The organism is Dictyoglomus sp. LHC4 (assembly GCF_055181355.1).
In genome coordinates this window covers 992,365-1,010,674 of sequence record NZ_CM143707.1, presented here as the reverse complement: position 1 = coordinate 1,010,674, position 18,310 = coordinate 992,365, and the positions used below count along the sequence as shown (strand labels likewise).

The 18,310-nt window shown below is 32.1% G+C and carries 17 protein-coding genes; 2 read left to right on the top strand and 15 right to left on the bottom strand.

What is annotated here, in order from left to right; all coding sequences use genetic code 11:
* Window positions 1-3: 3 nt before the first annotated feature.
* Window positions 4-531, bottom strand: a complete 528-nt coding sequence (locus ACY3JO_RS04870) for an HNH endonuclease (RefSeq protein ID WP_463083932.1) — start codon at window positions 529-531, stop codon at window positions 4-6.
* A 34-nt stretch (window positions 532-565) separates the two neighbouring features.
* The gene (locus ACY3JO_RS04865; RefSeq protein WP_463083931.1) at window positions 566-1,936 is read right to left on the bottom strand and encodes a sugar transferase; all 1,371 of its coding nucleotides are present in this window, start codon (window positions 1,934-1,936) and stop codon (window positions 566-568) included.
* A gap of 65 nt (window positions 1,937-2,001) precedes the next feature.
* On the opposite strand from ACY3JO_RS04865, the gene ACY3JO_RS04860 reads away from it, so the two are divergent.
* Together ACY3JO_RS04860 and ACY3JO_RS04855 are read left to right on the top strand one after the other, a co-directional pair.
* Entirely contained in the window at window positions 2,002-3,042 is a 1,041-nt protein-coding gene (locus ACY3JO_RS04860; protein ID WP_463083930.1) for a hypothetical protein, read from the top strand.
* Between the two features lie 18 nt (window positions 3,043-3,060).
* Window positions 3,061-3,780 carry a LolA family protein gene (locus tag ACY3JO_RS04855; RefSeq protein WP_463083929.1) on the top strand — a complete coding sequence of 240 codons (720 nt, stop codon included), beginning with the start codon at window positions 3,061-3,063 and terminating at the stop codon, window positions 3,778-3,780.
* Here ACY3JO_RS04855 and ACY3JO_RS04850 read toward each other — a convergent pair.
* The 13 genes from ACY3JO_RS04850 to ACY3JO_RS04790 form a co-directional block, all read right to left on the bottom strand.
* On the bottom strand, window positions 3,761-4,711 hold the full coding sequence (locus tag ACY3JO_RS04850; RefSeq protein ID WP_463083928.1) for an ROK family protein: 951 nt from the start codon (window positions 4,709-4,711) through the stop codon (window positions 3,761-3,763). The two genes, ACY3JO_RS04855 and ACY3JO_RS04850, sit on opposite strands and share 20 nt — an antisense overlap.
* Window positions 4,674-5,159, bottom strand: coding sequence for a methylated-DNA--[protein]-cysteine S-methyltransferase (locus ACY3JO_RS04845; RefSeq protein ID WP_463083927.1), 486 nt, complete (start codon window positions 5,157-5,159; stop codon window positions 4,674-4,676). Before ACY3JO_RS04845 ends, ACY3JO_RS04850 begins: the two co-directional genes overlap by 38 nt.
* On the bottom strand, window positions 5,134-7,983 hold the full coding sequence (gene uvrA, locus ACY3JO_RS04840; RefSeq protein WP_463083926.1) for an excinuclease ABC subunit UvrA: 2,850 nt from the start codon (window positions 7,981-7,983) through the stop codon (window positions 5,134-5,136). Before uvrA ends, ACY3JO_RS04845 begins: the two co-directional genes overlap by 26 nt.
* Window positions 7,980-9,968 (bottom strand): excinuclease ABC subunit UvrB, encoded by a 1,989-nt coding sequence (gene uvrB, locus ACY3JO_RS04835; RefSeq protein ID WP_463083925.1) that lies wholly within the window; start codon window positions 9,966-9,968, stop codon window positions 7,980-7,982. The genes uvrA and uvrB overlap by 4 nt, the downstream gene beginning before the upstream one ends.
* A gap of 3 nt (window positions 9,969-9,971) precedes the next feature.
* Window positions 9,972-10,580 (bottom strand): dephospho-CoA kinase, encoded by a 609-nt coding sequence (gene coaE / locus ACY3JO_RS04830; protein WP_463083924.1) that lies wholly within the window; start codon window positions 10,578-10,580, stop codon window positions 9,972-9,974.
* On the bottom strand, window positions 10,577-13,147 hold the full coding sequence (gene polA, locus ACY3JO_RS04825; RefSeq protein WP_463083922.1) for a DNA polymerase I: 2,571 nt from the start codon (window positions 13,145-13,147) through the stop codon (window positions 10,577-10,579). Before polA ends, coaE begins: the two co-directional genes overlap by 4 nt.
* Before the next feature lie 4 nt (window positions 13,148-13,151).
* Window positions 13,152-13,838 (bottom strand): RadC family protein, encoded by a 687-nt coding sequence (gene radC, locus ACY3JO_RS04820; RefSeq protein WP_463083921.1) that lies wholly within the window; start codon window positions 13,836-13,838, stop codon window positions 13,152-13,154.
* Window positions 13,819-14,238, bottom strand: a complete 420-nt coding sequence (locus ACY3JO_RS04815) for a DUF47 family protein (protein ID WP_463083920.1) — start codon at window positions 14,236-14,238, stop codon at window positions 13,819-13,821. Before ACY3JO_RS04815 ends, radC begins: the two co-directional genes overlap by 20 nt.
* Before the next feature lies 1 nt (window position 14,239).
* The gene (locus ACY3JO_RS04810) at window positions 14,240-14,671 is read right to left on the bottom strand and encodes a prepilin-type N-terminal cleavage/methylation domain-containing protein (RefSeq protein ID WP_463083919.1); all 432 of its coding nucleotides are present in this window, start codon (window positions 14,669-14,671) and stop codon (window positions 14,240-14,242) included.
* 86 nt (window positions 14,672-14,757) lie between these two features.
* Entirely contained in the window at window positions 14,758-15,186 is a 429-nt protein-coding gene (locus ACY3JO_RS04805) for a type II secretion system protein (RefSeq protein WP_463083918.1), read from the bottom strand.
* 91 nt (window positions 15,187-15,277) lie between these two features.
* Window positions 15,278-15,985 (bottom strand): sigma-70 family RNA polymerase sigma factor, encoded by a 708-nt coding sequence (locus ACY3JO_RS04800; RefSeq protein ID WP_463083917.1) that lies wholly within the window; start codon window positions 15,983-15,985, stop codon window positions 15,278-15,280.
* A complete protein-coding gene (locus ACY3JO_RS04795) occupies window positions 15,982-17,211 on the bottom strand; it encodes a type II secretion system F family protein (protein WP_463083916.1) in 1,230 nt (409 codons plus the stop codon). The genes ACY3JO_RS04800 and ACY3JO_RS04795 overlap by 4 nt, the downstream gene beginning before the upstream one ends.
* Before the next feature lie 7 nt (window positions 17,212-17,218).
* Window positions 17,219-18,289, bottom strand: coding sequence for a type IV pilus twitching motility protein PilT (locus ACY3JO_RS04790; RefSeq protein ID WP_463085652.1), 1,071 nt, complete (start codon window positions 18,287-18,289; stop codon window positions 17,219-17,221).
* Window positions 18,290-18,310: the final 21 nt, after the last annotated feature.

Here is an 18,310-nt window from a genome sequence, read left to right as displayed (position 1 = left end):
AAACTAAATATCTGCATTAAAGAAATATTTTTTCCATCCCTCGTTTTTTTCTTCCTCTAAATATTTAGCTAATCTAAAATAATAAACATGTTTAGGAGCTTTTGGCTCCTTCAAAAGTCTCATATTAGCCTCTTCAAGAGTCCTATCTCCCTTCTTATGATTACATTCCTTACATGCAGTTACCAAATTTTCCCAAACAGATTTTCCACCAAGTCTTTTAGGTACTACATGATCTATTGTTAACTCTCCTCCTTTTTTACCACAATATTGACATGTATAATTATCTCTCAGAAATATCCCTTTCCTTGAAAGCTTAAGTTCCAATCTTGGTCTTTTTACATAGTAAAGTAGCCTAATCACAGATGGTATCTCAAGTTCTAAAGTTGCACTTCTTACAAAGCCACCATTTGTTTCTACAGTCTCAGCCTTCTCTAGTAAAATAAGACTAATTGCCCTCTTAACTTTACATACATCTAAGGGTTCATAATTACTATTTAATACCAATACCATTTCATTCAAAAGATCTTCCATGAAAAATCACCATTTAGATTATATCATAACTTGTTTAGTAAGCACCCTTTCCCAATAAAACAGCAGGAATAGTTTTAAGAATTATCTTTATATCTAAAAGAAGACTCCAATTTTGTATGTAATAAAGATCCAATGATATTCTTCTTGCATAATCCAAATTGCTTCTACCACTAACCTGCCAAAGACCTGTTAAACCAGGCTTTGCTCTAAGGACTTCATCTTTAAATTCACCATACTTTTCCAGCTCCTTAAAGGTTACAGGCCTTGGACCTACAATACTCATTTCTCCTTTCAAAATATTAAAAATCTGTGGAATCTCATCTAAACTAAACTTTCTCAAAAATTTACCTATACGTGTTATCCTTGGATCTTTTTTAAGCTTAAATTCTTTTTCAAATTCCTTCTTTAGCTCTGGATATTTATCTAAAATCTTATCTGCATCCTTATACATTGTCCTAAATTTCCACAAATAGAAGGGCTTACCATATCTACCCACTCTCAGATGTTTATAAAAGATAGGACCCTCTGAATCCAATTTTATAAGAATAGCAATTATTATAAAAAGGGGAGAGAATACAATTAGCCCTATAGTTCCTAATACTATATCTACAATCTCTTTTATATAACTTTGAAATCCTTCCAAATTGGAGATTTCAAGCTCCATAATTGGGATACCACTAATTTCATCAAAAGATATCCTCTTGCTAAAAAAGAGATAACTTTCTGGCACCATTTTTATATAAACCCCCTTTTTCCTTTTCAAAGATATCAGTCTTAAAACTTCCCTATCACTGAGCCTTTTGGTTACCAATATCTCATTAATATCATTTTGAGAAACTAATTCCTCAATATTATCTATATCCTCAATCATATCTATAACATTATAATTTAAATAAGATTTTTGCTCCCAAAAAGATTTAATTACTTCTGATATTTCATTTATCCCTACTATAATTACTTTATTAGAAACTTTGCCTATAGTAGACACCTTTAAAAGAAAAAGAATTATCCTTGTAAAAAAGGTTAATATTATTTCCACTCCCCAAGTTAATATAAAAACTAACCTCGAATAAGAAAAATCACGATAAAAGAAAGACAAAGAAGAAACCAAAAAGGTACCTATGGTGATAGCACTAAATACTTGTTGAAAAGATAACAAATTCTTAGATCTATAGACCTTATACATAATTAAAAGTAAAACCCAAGCAGCAAATAAAATTAAGTTAAGAGTAAAATAATATGGAAAAAATTGAGGAATTTCATTTCTTTCTACATAAAAATATGGAATCTTACTTAACAGATTGAAACGAATAAAATAAGCCAAAGGCAAAGAAAAACTTAATGTTATTAAATCAAATATTATAAGTATAAGTAAAAATAAAGCTTCTCTTCTTTCTTTCTCCATACTTGATAAATCTCCCTTTTTGGATTATAAAAAGATTTATAGAAAATGTCAAAAGGGAGGGAATCATGAGAAAGATTATAATAATATCTCTATCTTTTATCATCTTGTTTTCCTTAACTTATGCGTATGAATGGGGTAAAATGGAAATTTCAACAGAGGTAAATTCTTCATATGGCCAAGACTTTAATATCTCTTTTGAAAGATGGTGGAGTAACAATTTGGGTTTAGGGTCCTCTATTTTATACAACACTCTAAATAAGGAAATAAACTATCATCTTTTTATCCAATCCCCACATTTAAAGATAGCATCAGGTCTTTTTTATCCATCTTTGAACCTTTTTACAAATAATTTAAGATTAAATGGCTATCAATTAAGTTTCTATTTAGGAAATAATGAGATTTTTTATCTATCTGGAAAAGGAAGTAGAACATTTGAGGATCTCCCTTCATCAACCCATTTAGAACCAAATATACCCTTAAAAATTTTAGGATGGAATACCACGTTTTCCAATAATAATTATCTTACCCTTTCTATTTTATCTTTAAATAAAAATAATACCGAAAATTATATGGCAGACATCTTATTTGTAAGAAAAATTTATCTTCCTCTTGGATTTCTATTACTAGCTCAGGAGACAAATTTATACCTTAAAGATTCAAATTTAAATTTTAGTGTTTTATTTAACGGAGAAATAAATATTGGAAGTTTAGGAATAAGAGGATTCATAGGATATTTAAATGGAAATACTCTTTCTTTGTCTTCCTTAGATGAAGGAGATTTAGGTTTTAAACTTTCATTAGCTTTACCATCAAGCAGTAAAATTTTTCCAGAATATAGCATAGGTTATTTTTACAATACAAAAGACAATGAACACAAAATAGATCTGGGAATAAAAGCCCAATGGAATGTTTCTAATAATTTAAATGTCGAAGGCTTAGCAAGATATCTTATCAATTTATCAGGCAAGAGTTATATCTTTACTAAATTAGCACTCAATTTTCCTGCCTTGGAAGGAACTATGTGGAATAGTCTCTTTATAAAATATGAATTGAAAGGAGACTCTGAAAATACAAGTCTTGGAATGAAAATTTCCTATCAGTTTTAAAAAGGAGGTAATTAAAAGATGAAAAAGATTCTAAATTTAGTACTAATTTTTTCTCTCTTTTTTTCCTTCGTATATGCTCAAACTCCTGATTCTATTTTCAAAGAAATAGAGAATAAATGGAACTTAGCAAAAGATATAAGTATGAAAATGACAATGACAGTCTATTCTTATTCCAGCAAAGGAGAAAGCCTTCCCACAAAGGTGTCGATGGAGATTAAGGCAATAAAAAACCCATCTATTTTAAGAATTGATTTTACAGAACCAGCACTTCTGGCTGGACAGATATTTTTGATTGATGCTGAAAAACAAATAACAAGAATGTATTCTCCTTCCACTAAACAAATTATTGAAGCACCTTACACTGTAACCCAAACCTCTACTATTTCTTTTTCCTCTATTCCTATGATTGGCTCTAATGAAGACTTTTCATTAAAGTTAGAGGAAGTTACAGAAAAAAATCAAAAATTATATAAGATTACAGGAATTCCCCAAAAACCAGAATTAAAAGCCAATTATTCCTATTTAGAATTTTTTATAACAAAGGATTATATACCCTTAAGATTAAAAGTTTATGATGTACAAAATAGGCCATATATAGAAATATTGTGGTCAGAAGTAAAAATTAATTCAAATTTATCTCCTAACACTCTAAGAACATTACCTCAAGGCAAGATTATAAAACAAAAAGAGCCATTAAATATGACCACACCTATTCCCTTTATGTCGCCTTCAAAGTAATCTCATGAAGTGCTACTGAAAAAGCTCCATATAGACCTACATCTTCTCCGAGTTGGGCAGAGACAATTTCAACCATGTCCACAGGAACCAAAAAGACTCTCTGCCCAACTATTTCTTTTATTTTAAGAATAACATCCTCTCCTGAAAGACCTACGCTTCCCCCAATTATTACCCTTTGAGGAGAAAGAATCGTGATAATATTACCTATCCCAATACCTAAATATTCCATTGCCTGATTCCAAATACAAGTTGCTACCTTATCTCCTAACAACATAGCAGACCTTACATGTTTTGCGGTAATTTCTTCCTTCTTACTCCAATCTAAAAGTATAGTATCTTCACCCCTTTCTATAGCTTCTTTTGCCCTTTTTGCTATAGCAGTTCCTGAAGCAAGAGCTTCTAAACATCCTCTATTACCACAATTACATAATGGGCCATCAGGTAAAATGGTCTGATGCCCAACTTCTCCAGCGCTATCTCTCCTACCATGTAAAATTTTTCCATCTATAATAATTCCTCCCCCTATCCCTGTACTTACAGTTACATAAACTAAATCTTTTACTCCTTTTCCAGCCCCAAAATAATATTCTCCCAGACAAGCTGCGTTAGCATCATTATCCATATAAACAGGAATTTTGAAGGCTTCTTCTAAATCTTTTTTTAAAGGTACTCCATTCCATCCTGGAAGATTAGGGGGTGAATATATTTCTCCTTTAATTCTATCTAATGGACCAGCTGTTCCTATCCCTATGGCTATTACATCTGGAGTTAAAAGCTTTTCTATATTGTCTATCATCTCTTCTAAAATCTTTTGATAACCTCTCTCAGGTCTTGTTGGAAATACAACTTTCTCTTCCAAAATTCCTTCTTCCTTAAATCTTCCTAATGCAATCTTAGTCCCACCAATGTCTAAAGCTATATACTTTCTCATTTTCTATCATCACTCCTTCCATTCTAAGAAGCCATATTTTTAAATCTTTTCCAAAAGAGAAATTACCTATATTTCCATCCTTCTTAACAACCCTATGGCATGGGATCACAATCAAAAAAGGGTTCCTTCTTAATGCATTACCTACAGCTCTGCTTAAATTTTTATTTCCTAATTCTATAGCAATACTCTCATAATTTGTAATTCTTCCATAAGGCAAATTTCTAAGTAATTGATATACTTTCACAAAAAATCTAGGAATATCCTTCATATCAAGTTTGAGATCTTTAAAATCTACAATCTTACCAGAAAAATAATCTAAAAATAAGTCCTTTCCTGGGAAATCCTTCTCAATTTTCTCTTTAAAACTAAAATATACTTTTGTAATGACTCCCTTTTCAAACTCTACTACTAAAAATTTATTATTATCTATTCTTAAAGCTCCTTTCATTCACTTCCTCCTTTATATTCAAAATCCTTTTTAAAAATTGTCCTGTGTATGACCTATCATTCATAGCTACATCTTCAGGAGTACCCTCTGCTACAATCTCACCACCCCTATCTCCCCCTTCAGGACCTAAATCAATAATATAATCTGCTGTTTTTATCACATCCAGATTATGCTCTATAACAAGTACCGTATTTCCAGCATCAACCAATCGATGAAGAAGATTTAATAGTTTTTCTATATCAGCAAAATGTAGTCCTGTTGTTGGCTCATCTAAAATATAAAAAGTCCTACCTGTACTTTTTCTTGAAAGTTCTGCTGCAAGCTTGATTCTTTGAGCTTCTCCTCCTGAAAGAGTAGTAGCAGGCTGTCCTAACCTTATATATCCTAATCCAACATCATATAATGTTTCCAGCTTTCTTCGAATAGATGAAAAATTTTCAAAAAATTCCAAGGCTTCTTCTACACTCATATCTAATACATCTGCAATATTTTTACCTTTATACCTTATCTCTAAGGTCTCACTATTATATCTTTTCCCTTTACATACTTCGCATGGAATATAAATATCAGGTAAAAAATGCATTTCTACTTTTACCATACCTTCACCTTTACACGCTTCGCATCTTCCACCCTTTACATTAAAGCTAAATCTTCCAGCTTTATATCCTCTCATTTTAGCTTCTGGTAATTGAGCAAAAAGTTCTCTTATTTCAGTAAAAACATTGGTATAGGTAGCTGGATTAGATCTCGGAGTCCTCCCTATAGGAGATTGATCAATGATAATAACCTTATCTATATATTCAATACCTTTTATTTCCTCATAATACTCGCTTCTTACCTTCTTTCCATGTAATGCTTTCTGAAGAGCAGGATATATAATCTCTTCCACAAGAGTACTCTTTCCAGAGCCCGACACACCAGTAAGACATACAAAGACATTTAGTGGAATTTTAACATCTATATTTTTTAAGTTTCTTGCCTTAGCCCCTTTAATTTCTAACCATCTTCCACCTATATTCCTTCTCCTTACAGGAATAGGAATTTTTCTCTCACCTCTAAGATATTGGACTGTTAAAGATTCAGGATGTTTTATTACCTCGTTTAAAGGACCAGCAACAACAATTTGTCCTCCTTTCTCCCCAGCTCCTGGCCCTATATCTACAATAAAATCTGCAGATCTAATTACTTCTTCATCATGTTCTACAACGATTACTGTATTTCCAAGATCTCTAAGATTTTTTAGATTCTTTATTAATTTTTCATTATCCCTTGGATGTAATCCTATACTTGGTTCATCAAGGACATATATAACTCCTACAAGTCCTGACCCAATTTGAGTAGCAAGCCTAACTCTTTGAGATTCTCCTCCAGATAATGTAGATGCAGATCTATCAAGAGTTAAATAATCTACACCTACCTCTATTAAAAAATTTACTCTTTGAATTATTTCTTTCAATATGGGTGATGCAATGATTCTTTCTCTATCAGTTAAGGAAAGATTCATAAGAAAATCTTTCAATTCCACAAGAGTTAAAGAAGAAACATCAGCTATATTTTTACCCCCTACAAATACCGATAGAGCTTCTTTCCTTAATCTCTTTCCCCCACATTCACTACAGGGTGAAAAAACCATAAATCTCTCATAGAAGTTTTTAACATCCTCAGATTCTGTCTCTTCATATCTTTTCATAAATATATTTATTAAACCCTCAAAATGTCTATATCCATAAATATCCCAGTCGGGAAAATTTACTTCTACCGCAAAAGGTACACCATATAAAAGAGATTTTAGTTGATTTTCTGTAAAAAATTTGAGGGGAGTATCAAGATTAAAACCAAGTCTCTTCCCAATATTGGCAAGTAGAATTTTATAATAAGGAGATATTTCTTTTCCCCAAGGGATAATTGCCCCCTCTGATATAGATTTTTCATAATCCAAAATCAAATCTGGATCAAATTCTCTTTTGCCTCCAAGTCCGGAGCATACAGGACAAGCCCCATATGGACTATTAAAAGAGAAAAACCTTGGAGTTATCTCCCCAAAACTAAACCCACATATTGGACAAGCATAATTTTCACTGAAAATGTGTTCTTCCACTTTATCTCCCACATATTTTTCTACGATTAATAATCCTTCACTAAGTTTTAAGGCCAATTCTACTGAATCAGATAATCTTGTCTTTATATCAGGTTTCACTATTAATCTATCTATGATCACAGAAATATCATGTTTTTTATTCTTATCAAGCTCTATTTCATCTTCTAAGGAATAGAGCTCATAATCTATTTTTACTCTTAAAAATCCTTCTTTTCTTAAATTCTCCAATAACTTCTTATACTCTCCTTTTCTTCCCCTTACCACAGGAGAAAGGATTTGAATTCTTGTTCCCTCTTCCCAAAAAAGAATCTTTTCCACTATTTCCTGGGAGGTTTGGGCAGAGATTTCAATACCGCAATTTGGACAATGGGGTCTTCCAATATTAGCAAAAAGAAGTCTTAAATAATCATATATCTCAGTAACGGTACCTACCGTAGATCGAGGATTTTTTATCACTGCTTTTTGATCTATAGAGATAGCGGGTGAAAGACCTTCTATAATATCTACATCAGGCTTATTTAACTGTCCTAAAAATTGTCTTGCATAAGTAGAAAGAGATTCTACATATCTCCTTTGCCCCTCAGCATATATGGTATCAAAGGCAAGAGAAGATTTACCAGAGCCACTTATCCCGGTAAATACAATAAGTTTGTTTCTGGGGATATCTAAATTTATATTCTTTAAGTTATGTTCTCTTGCTCCCCTAATCTTTATATAATCACTCATAATTTTGTCTTTTTCTTTAATTCATTCTTTAATTCTTTTATTTGATCCCTTAAATATGCCGCTCTCTCAAAATCAAGTTCTGCAGCAGCAGAATACATCTCCTTTTCAAGCTGTTTTATAACCTCTTCTATCTCATCTATAGATAGATTTTTAGATACAGATTTATAATCTACTTTTTTCTCACTAACTGCCTCAACAAAATCAAAAACTTCTTTTACAGATTTTTGAATACTTCTTGGAACTATTCCATGAGCTTTATTATATTCCATTTGAATTCTTCTTCTTCTCTCCGTCTCTTCAATAGCCCTTCTCATAGAATCGGTTATAGTATCTGCATACATAATTACTTTACCATTAACGTTTCTTGCTGCTCTTCCCATCACTTGGATAAGAGATCTTTCTGATCTTAAAAACCCTTCTCTGTCAGCATCTAAAATTGCTACCAATGAGACCTCGGGTAGATCTAACCCCTCCCTAAGAAGATTTATCCCTACTAATACTTCAAATTTTCCCAATCTCAGATCTTGTAAAATTCCTGTTCTTTCTAAGGTTTCTATCTCTGAATGCAAATAGGTTACTCTTATACCAAGATTAGATAGATATTCTGCTAGATCCTCAGCTGTTCTTTTTGTTAATGTAGTTACAAGAACCCTTTCTCCTCTTGAAACTGCCTCTTTTATCTTTGAAATTAGATGCTCAATCTGACCCTCCGTTGGATGCACCTCAATTTCAGGATCAAGTAATCCTGTAGGTCTGATAAGTTGCTCTACTACCTGTTCTGAAATACTAAGCTCAAAATCTGCAGGTGTTGCAGAAACAAAGATCACTTGTGGAACCCTTTCCCAAAATTCTTCAAATGTCAGAGGACGATTGTCATAAGCTGAAGGAAGTCTAAATCCATATTCTACTAAATTATCTTTTCTTGATTTGTCACCATGATACATAGCCCTAAGTTGAGGAATAGTTAGATGAGATTCATCAATAAATACTAAAAAATCCTCAGGAAAATAATCCAGAAGGGTATAAGGAGGATCACCAGGTTTTCTACCATCAAAATGTCTTGAATAATTTTCTATTCCCTTACAATAACCCACCTCTTTCAAGAGTTCTAAATCATAAAGGGTTCTTGCTTCTAATCTTTTTGCTTCAAGAAACTTTCCTTGAGATCTAAGCTCCTCAAGTCTTTCTTCCAATTCTTTTCTAATAGATTCTATAGCCCTTTCTAATTTCTCTGTAGGAGCTATATAATGGGTGGCAGGATAAATAAAAGTACTTTCTAAATCATAAATTCTTTTACCACTTATAGGATCAACCTCTGAGATTCTTTCTATTATATCACCCCAATATTCTACTCTAATCGCAGTTTCTCCTCCTATAGGAAATATCTCTACTAAGTCTCCCCTAACTTTAAACTTTCCTCTTGTAAATTCATAATCATTTCTTTCATATTGTAATTTTATAAGTTTTCTTAAAAGTACTTCCCGAGGTATTTCATCTCCTTCTTTAATCATAAATATCATCTGTTCATAATCTTCAGGAGAGCCCAAACCATATATACAAGATACACTTGCAACCACAATAACATCTCTTCTTGAAAGAAGACTACTTGTAGTACTATGTCTTAACCTATCAATTCTATCGTTTATATCTGCATCCTTTTCTATATAAGTATCAGTTTGAGGAATGTATGCTTCAGGTTGATAATAGTCATAATAACTTACAAAATACTCTACTGCATTATATGGGAAAAATTCTTTAAACTCACTATATAGTTGGGCTGCAAGGGTCTTATTAGGAGCAATTACCAGAGTAGGTTTTTGTACATTGGCTATCACATTTGCCATAGTAAAAGTCTTGCCTGACCCAGTAACCCCTATAAGGGTCTGGTATCTCAGGCCTCTTTTAACACCTTCGGTAAGCTTCTCTATAGCCTGAGGTTGATCTCCACAGGGTTTAAATTCAGATACTAATATAAAACCACTCATAATTTACTCCAAATTTTTATTATATAACATCCTATATAAGTACGAAATTCTATCCAAAACCTGATTTCTAGTATATTCCTTATCTTTATTATTATAAACAATAAAATGAGCTTTTTTAATTTTTTCTTCTAAAGGCATTTGAGATTTTATTCTTTTTATGGCTTCCTCCCAAGATATCCTATCCCTATCTATTATCCTTTGTATTTGAATATCAAGAGGCACATAAACTACCCATATTTCGTCAAACCAATTCTCTATACCCACCTCAAAAAGTAAAGGAACTTCTACAGCAATTATTGGTTTATCTTTTAATTCTTCCATTTTCTTTATAATCTCTTTTAATACAGGAGGATGAAATATACTGTTTAATTTTAATCTTGCAGATTCATCATTAAAGATAATATCAGCAAGTTTTTTTCTATTTAAATTTTCACCTTCAAAAACTTCATCTCCAAAAGTTACTCTTATTTTTTCAAGATAATATGGATCTTTTTGGAGATCTTTCACAATATCATCTGCACTAATAGCAGGAATACCTAACTCCCTCAAAATTCCAAGGACTAAAGATTTACCAGATGCAATTCCTCCTGTAATTCCAATCTTATAACTCATTTTAATTCAGCAAGATTTTTACCAACTGAAATTTCTACCACAAGAGGAACCAGAAGCTTAACTATATTCTCCATTTTTTCTTTAGCCATCTTAGGTACTATTTCCATCTCATCTTCAGGTACCTCTAAAATCAACTCATCATGAATCTGAAGGATGAGTCTTGATTTATAATTTCTTTGCTTTATTTCCTTAAAAATATCAATCATGGCAAGTTTAATTATATCAGCAGCAGTGCCTTGTATTGGAGAATTAATAGCAATTCTTTCATAAAGACTTCTTAACTGCTTATTTAAACTTTTAATTTCAGGAATATATCTTTTTCTTCCAAAAATGGTTTTGACATAAGCTTTTTCTCTCGCCTCATAAAGAGCCTTATCTATATATCTTTTCACATAAGGATAATGTTTAAAATATGTATCTATAAATTTTTCGGCCTCCTCAGGGAGAATTCCGGCTGTTTCTGATAATCCAAAAGCAGAAATACCATATATAATTCCAAAATTTACAGCTTTAGCACGTGATCTTAAGAGATCATCTACCTTATCCTCTGGAACACCAAATATTTCAGACGCAGTTTTTCTATGAATATCTTCTCCTTTTTGAAATGCGGAAATTAACTTAGGCTCATGAGATAAATGGGCCATAATACGAAGTTCTATTTGGGAATAATCTAAAGAAACAAAGTAATATCCTTCTTCAGAAATAAAAGCTGATCTAATTTTTCTTCCTTCTTCACTTTTTACCGGAATATTTTGAAGATTAGGCTCACTACTACTTATTCTACCAGTAGCAGTACCTGTCGGATTAAATTTAGTATGAACCCTACCTGTTATAGGATTAACCAGATTGGGAATAGTATCTATATAAGTACTTTTTAATTTGTATAATTCTCTATATTCTAAAATTTTCCTCACAATAGGATGAGTATTTATCAAATTCTGAAGAATAGAAGAAGAAGTCGAATATCCTTTCTTACCTTTTTTTCCTTTAGGAAGCTTTAACCTATCAAATAAAACCTCAGAAAGCTGTTTAGGAGAATTAAGATTAAATCTAATTCTTGCCAATGAGTAAATATCCTCTTCTATCTTTTTAATTCTCTCACAGAACTCTTCAGAAAGCCTTCTTAAATAATCTATATCAACCTTTATTCCAAATCTTTCCATAGAATGTAAAACAGGAATCAAAGGAATTTCAATTTCATATAACACCTTCTCCAATTCTTCTTCTTTAATTCTTTTTTCAAGGATCTTCTTTAGATCAAATAAATATCCAGCAAATTTTTGGGGAATAAAATTAGTTTTACCAAGATACTCTCCTATAAGAATATCTAAAGAATGATTTTGTCTCTCAGGATTTAAAAGATAAGATGCTATACTTACATCAAAAACCTTACCTGATATATTACCTTCAAAAAAATGCAGATCTCTCTGAACATACGAGCCTATTTTTTCCACCTCATTAGATATGAGAACTTTTTCAAATTTAGATCTCAAATCATTATTAAAATCAAAAAATGTTATAAAATATCCTTCCCCTTCTCTAAAAGATATGGATATACCTTCCAAAGCTTTTTCTCCAAGACATTTAAAAGCAATTTTCTTCTCCCTTTTAACAATATCCTCTAAATCAAAATCTATATCCTTAAACTCTATATTCTCTTCTTCTTGAAGATCTGGAAATAACCTTTGAAGAATACTTTTTAACTCATATTTTTTAAGAAACTCTACTACCTTCTCTTCCCCTTTTATTTCAAAAGGCTTAAGTTCAAAATTTTTACCGATATCTTTAAGAGTAACAAGCCCCATATTTCTTTCAATAAGTTCCCAATTATCCTCTAACACCTTCCTAATATCGCTATCAATCAAAGGTAAATTTCTTTTTAGTTCTTCTATATTTGAAATCTTTTCTAAAATCTTTATAGCCTTCTTAGGTCCTATCCCTGGCAATCCCGGAATATTATCCGATTCATCTCCTACAAGAACTTTAAACAAAGGTATTTTATATGGTTCAATTCCATATCTCTCTTTAACTTTTTGGGGATCATATATGATAAATTCTGTTATACCCTTCTGGGGGTGAATAAGATAACAATTATCAGAAACCAGTTGAATTAGGTCTAAATCTCCAGATAAAATATATTTCAAAGATCTTTCATTTCTCTTTACAATTGTAGCTATAACATCATCAGCTTCATATCCAGGCTCTTCTAAAATTGGTAGATTATTAATTCTCAAAAATTCTCTAATCCACGGAATTTGTGCTTTTAGATCGTCCTTCATAGGAGGTCTTTTAGCTTTATACTCTTTATAAATAATATGTCTAAAAGTTGGCTCCGGTCTGTCAAAAGCTATACCAATAAGATTTGGTTTAAAATCCTCAACAGCTTTTAAAAGAATCCTTATAAAACCATAGAGAGCATTAGTAATTTCTCCATTTTTTGTTTTTAAAGGGGGTAGAGCATAATAAACCCTATAAATGATACTTGAAGCATCAATTAAAAGAATTCTATCTTCTATAGTTTCTTTCTTATCCTCTTGAAATAGATCCCAAAGAGATTTTTGCTCCATAATATTAGAAATAATTTTTGGCTTTTAAGCTTAAATAGCTATCATTGTATATTATAAGGTGGTCCAAAATCTCAAGTCCAATAATTTTTCCCGCCTCAGCAATCCTTTTTGTAAAAATTATATCATCTTCACTGGGAGAAATATCACCAGAGGGGTGATTATGAGCTAATATAATTTTGGCTGAATTTTCCTGAAGAGCATACTTTAATATTTCCCTTGGAGTTGCATATACCAAGTTCAGATTACCTTTTGCAATCAATATTTTATTAAGACAACGATTTTTAACATCCAAATATGCACAAAAAAGATGCTCCTCTTTCAAATCACAAAAATCATTTTTAAAGAGATTAAAGGCATCTTCAGGTTTAATTATACTTTCATTAAAAAAGTTTTTCTTCTCTGAATATATCCTTCTTCCAAGTTCTATACTCGCCTTTATTTGAATAGCCTTTGTAATACCAACCCCAGAATATTTTATTAATTCTCCTATTCCAACCTCTGAAATCTTTCTTAAACTTCCAAAATCAATTAGAAGTTTCTGAGATAGCTCATATACTGTATTATTCTTATCCCCTGTTCTCAAGATAATGGCAAGAAGTTCTGCATCCGAAAGAGCTTTTTCCCCATAGTTTAATAACCTTTCTCTCGGTCTTTCCAATGGAGGAAGATCTTTAATCTTTCTTTTCTTCATCTTCTAATGTAGGAATTTTTTCCACATCTTCAGGCTCAAGTTTCTCTTCTTCAGCAATTTTCTTGATTTCTTTTTGCTTTTCAATTATGGTACTTTCAATTTTTTCAATCTCTTTTAAAAGATCCTCAAATTTATCTTCTTTAACTTCTTCTCCTTTTTTGTGAAGATCATAAAGCCTTTCACCAAGCTTTCTAAAAATATCATTCCTGTTTAATTCGAGAGAGACTATCTCTGCCTTCAATTTACCAATCTTAGCAAACTTTGCTGATTCCTTTCCTAGGGTCTTTGCCATATCTGATATTGTATCTCCTGCTTTTTTAGCTACCTCCCCTGCCTTTTGAGCTAGATCTGATATTTGTGGCCTTAAATTTTCCCATATTTTTTTCCAACGTTCCTCCATCTCAGTTACCCCCTTTTATCACAATTCTATTGGAAAGCAATATAAGTCTCTTTATATTATACCTGTCCCATACTGTTAATGTATAGGCATTTTCCAAAGGATTATATGTATAGGTAATTCTATAATAGCTGTTGTTTTCATCAGAATAAGGTTGATCATTATAAGGATTTGCTGGAAGATTTCCTCCAGGAAGAAATTTTTTTATTTTTTCTCTTAACTCGTTTAATCCATTTGCCAAAGGATAACTCCCTTCATTTTCCGTAGCATACATTTCTAAGGATATCTGAATTATTTTTAATGCTTGAGTTGCCACATTTTCTCTTGTCTTTTCTAAAGCCCTGTAATAACTTCCTATTCCTACACTAAAAAGTATAGCTATAACAACAATAACTATGATAATCTCAATAAGAGTAAATCCCTTATCTTTTCTCATAATAGTTCTTCCCCTCTCTTAAAGATAAAAAAAAGGGGCAAGACCTCAAATCTTGCCCCTTTTAAAAATTATTAGCCTATATTTTATTACCTAATTGTACCAGCACTTGAGACTGATATTACAACCTTATTGTTATCTTTACCATATCCTGTAATAGTATAAGCTGTATTATCAGAAGTAACAGAATAAACAATCTTATATGCAGACTCACCACTATCATTGCTACTTGATGTAAAGCCATAAGGTGCATTTGTCGCTGGATTGTTTGGGAACCTTCCACCTGGTAAGTAATTCCCTTGGGTTAATGAATAAATATAGGCAGGATAATAACCATTGTTGTCTGTTGCATATATTTCAAGAGCTGTTTGAATACTTTTTACTGCAGATCTTACTGCAGACTCCCTTGCCCTTTCTGTTGCTCCCATAAAGTTTGGCAATGCTACTGCTGCTAAAATGGCAATGATCACAATAACTACCATCAACTCAATTAATGTAAAACCTCTCTCTTTACGCATATTAATGTCCTCCTTCCCCCGATTTTATTTCCACTATATATTATACCCTACTCTATTTATAAATTATGCATAAATGTACTTTAAAAAAAATTTAAAACATTTCTCTTAATCTTTTTAAAGCTATTTTCAAAAGCCTTGAAACTTGAGATTGGGATATTTTTAAAATTTTTGCTACTTCCATTTGAGTTAAATCTTGATAGAATATAAACTCAATAATTTTTTTTTGTATATCAGGAAGTTTTGAGAGAGTTTGTTCAATAGCAATTTTATCCTCTATAGGTAATTTAAAGGATTCTAATTTTTCTGCCCTAATCTTATCCATCTCAATTTCCATATCTTCCAAAGATATGGCCACTATAGATTCTTTTATCCTAAAAAGTTCCTCAACAGCTTCTTTTTTTACATTCAAATACCGGGCTATTTCATCCGTAGTAGGATATCTATTCTCCTTTTCCCATACCCCATTTATATACTTATCCATTTTATTGATTAATGTTTTTACGCTTCTTGGAATTTTTACCTTATCTATTTTATCCCTTAAGTAATGTCTAATTTCACCCAATACAAAATGGGATATATAGGTAGATAGTTCACCTTTTTCTGGATCATAGTTTTCTACAGCTTTAAGAAATCCCAAATAGCCAATCTGAACCAGATCTTCCAATGGTTCACCATAAGATACAAACTTAGATGCCCAGTAATAAATAAGATCATCATATAGTTCAAGAAGAGCTTCTAAAGCCTTCTCATTCTTTTCCTTTTTATATCTTTCCCAGAGTATAATAGCAGAATTCTTCATTTTATGTATTGGAACATGGTAAATATAGGTAGATATAAAGCTATAAGCATACCACCAACTATTCCACCTATAACCACCATCATGAGAGGCTCAATTAAAGATGTCAAACTTTCAACAGCAGCAGCAACTTCAGCTTCATAAAATTCAGCTATTTTGTTCAACATAGTCTCTAAGGAACCCGATTCTTCACCTACTGAGATCATATGTATCACCATTGTCGGAAATACTTTAGTCTCTTTAAGTACTGGAGCTATTCTTTCACCCTCTCTTACCCTTGTTCTAACTAAATCAATAGCTTTCCTATAGACACTATTTCCTGCTGTTTGTCCTGCTAATTGAAGAGCTTGTAGTATGGGAACTCCTGTCCTTACCTGAGCAGAGAGGGTAGTTGCAAAATTAGCTATAGATGTTTTTTGTATTAAACCACCTAAAACAGGTATTTTAAGTAATATTTCATCTATTTTTTCTTTTATTTTAGGATTCTTCCATGCCCTAATAGCTACCAAAACTAAAATCACAGTTGCCAAGAAAATAAGTAGGAAATTTTTCCTTATCATTTGGCTTAATCTAAGTAATACAGCTGTAGGTAAAGGCAACTGTGCTCCCATACTTTCAAACATACCAGCAAAAATAGGTACCAAAAAAGTAAGCATTCCAAACCCTGCCCCTATAGCTATTATTAATACAATAACAGGATAGGTCATAGCTGATTTTATCTTTCTTCTTAATTCCTGTTGCTTTTCTAAGGTTATTGCCAATCTTTCTAAGGTCTCATCTAAGGTTCCTGCTGATTCTGCAGCTCTTATCATATTTATGTAAAGTGGAGAAAATACGTTTGGGAAATTCCCAAAGGCATCAGATAAAGAACTTCCTTCGTCTACCATTTTTTGTACTTCTTTTAGTATTTGTCTCAAAGCTTTACTTTCACTTTGTTCTGATAATATATTCAAACAAGTAGAAAGAGAAAGACCTGCATTAATCATAGTAGCAAATTGCCGAGTAAAAATTGTAATATCTTTTAGTTTTACTTTCCCGCCTTTTTTTTCTTTTGGAGAAGTTAGAGAAAGAGTTAAAAAAGATGATACCCTCTTTTCCTCAATCCTAACAGGGTATAAATTCATACCCCTCAATTTCATAGCTAATTCTCTTATACTTTCTGCTTCTGATTCTCCAGTTACAAGCTCTCCTTTCATATTTCTTGCATGATAAACATATACCTTTGCCATCTACCCCTCACCTCCTAATTTCTCCCCCCAAAAGACGCATTAATTCCTCTCTATTAACAGCTCTTTCAAAGGCTACTTCTTGAGTTATAAGACCTTTTTTAACAAGATCAGCGAGACTTTGATCCATAGTCATCATTCCATATCTTCCACCTGTTTGTATTACACTATATATTTGAGGAGTTTTTCCTTCTCTAATGAGACTCCTCACTGCAGGGATACCAATAAGTACTTCAGTAGCAACTATTCTTCCAGTACCATCTTTTCTTGGGAGAAGCTGTTGAGAGATAATCCCTTGAATAACTCCAGAAAGTTGAAGTCTTATTTGTTGTTGTTGATGAGAAGGGAACTGGTCAACTATTCTTTCAATATTTTGAACCGCATCAACAGTATGTAAAGTTGCCATAACTAAGTGGCCAGTTTCTGCTGCTGTGATAGCTATAGCTGTAGTCTCCAAATCCCTCATCTCACCTACTAATATGACATCTGGATCTTCTCTTAAAGCTGATCTTAAAGCATTAGCAAAGGAATAGGTATCACTTCCTACTTCTCTTTGATTCACTATAGATTTTTTATGAGTATGCAAATATTCTATGGGATCTTCTATTGTTATGATATGCCTGCTGAAATTTGAATTGATATAGTCTATCATAGAAGCAAGAGTGGTAGATTTACCACTTCCTGTTGGACCTGTTACAAGTATTAATCCTCTGGGAAGGGCTGCAAGATCTTTTAAAATTAAAGGTAATCTAAGTTCTTCAATAGAAGGAATCTTCCAAGGAATTAATCTAAATACGGCAGCTAAGCTTCCCCTCTGCCAAAAAGCATTTACTCTAAATCTTCCTTCACCACTTATACCAACTGAAAAATCCAACTCTTTGTTTTCTTGAAGCTTTTGCTTTTGTTCTTCCGTTAGAAGACTAAAGACAAGATTATAAGTAAGTTGGGGAGTTAAAATAGGATATTGGGTTTGAGGTATTAAATGCCCCTTAATACGGAAAACAGGTGATACTCCTGAAGTTATATGTACATCTGAGGCTTCTTTCTGTAAAGCATTTTGTAGTATTTCAATAATAGAAATACTTTCTTTCATTTTTTTATT

What these genes read in the sequence shown, in the direction of transcription:
- ACY3JO_RS04870 (WP_463083932.1), bottom strand. Translation starts at nt 531, where the DNA reads ATGGAAGATCTTTTGAATGAAATGGTATTGGTATTAAATAGTAATTAT.
- ACY3JO_RS04865 (WP_463083931.1), bottom strand. Translation starts at nt 1,936, where the DNA reads ATGGAGAAAGAAAGAAGAGAAGCTTTATTTTTACTTATACTTATAATA.
- ACY3JO_RS04860 (WP_463083930.1), top strand. Translation starts at nt 2,002, where the DNA reads ATGAGAAAGATTATAATAATATCTCTATCTTTTATCATCTTGTTTTCC.
- ACY3JO_RS04855 (WP_463083929.1), top strand. Translation starts at nt 3,061, where the DNA reads ATGAAAAAGATTCTAAATTTAGTACTAATTTTTTCTCTCTTTTTTTCC.
- ACY3JO_RS04850 (WP_463083928.1), bottom strand. Translation starts at nt 4,711, where the DNA reads ATGAGAAAGTATATAGCTTTAGACATTGGTGGGACTAAGATTGCATTA.
- ACY3JO_RS04845 (WP_463083927.1), bottom strand. Translation starts at nt 5,159, where the DNA reads ATGAAAGGAGCTTTAAGAATAGATAATAATAAATTTTTAGTAGTAGAG.
- uvrA (WP_463083926.1), bottom strand. Translation starts at nt 7,983, where the DNA reads ATGAGTGATTATATAAAGATTAGGGGAGCAAGAGAACATAACTTAAAG.
- uvrB (WP_463083925.1), bottom strand. Translation starts at nt 9,968, where the DNA reads ATGAGTGGTTTTATATTAGTATCTGAATTTAAACCCTGTGGAGATCAA.
- coaE (WP_463083924.1), bottom strand. Translation starts at nt 10,580, where the DNA reads ATGAGTTATAAGATTGGAATTACAGGAGGAATTGCATCTGGTAAATCT.
- polA (WP_463083922.1), bottom strand. Translation starts at nt 13,147, where the DNA reads ATGGAGCAAAAATCTCTTTGGGATCTATTTCAAGAGGATAAGAAAGAA.
- radC (WP_463083921.1), bottom strand. Translation starts at nt 13,838, where the DNA reads ATGAAGAAAAGAAAGATTAAAGATCTTCCTCCATTGGAAAGACCGAGA.
- ACY3JO_RS04815 (WP_463083920.1), bottom strand. Translation starts at nt 14,238, where the DNA reads ATGGAGGAACGTTGGAAAAAAATATGGGAAAATTTAAGGCCACAAATA.
- ACY3JO_RS04810 (WP_463083919.1), bottom strand. Translation starts at nt 14,671, where the DNA reads ATGAGAAAAGATAAGGGATTTACTCTTATTGAGATTATCATAGTTATT.
- ACY3JO_RS04805 (WP_463083918.1), bottom strand. Translation starts at nt 15,186, where the DNA reads ATGCGTAAAGAGAGAGGTTTTACATTAATTGAGTTGATGGTAGTTATT.
- ACY3JO_RS04800 (WP_463083917.1), bottom strand. Translation starts at nt 15,985, where the DNA reads ATGAAGAATTCTGCTATTATACTCTGGGAAAGATATAAAAAGGAAAAG.
- ACY3JO_RS04795 (WP_463083916.1), bottom strand. Translation starts at nt 17,211, where the DNA reads ATGGCAAAGGTATATGTTTATCATGCAAGAAATATGAAAGGAGAGCTT.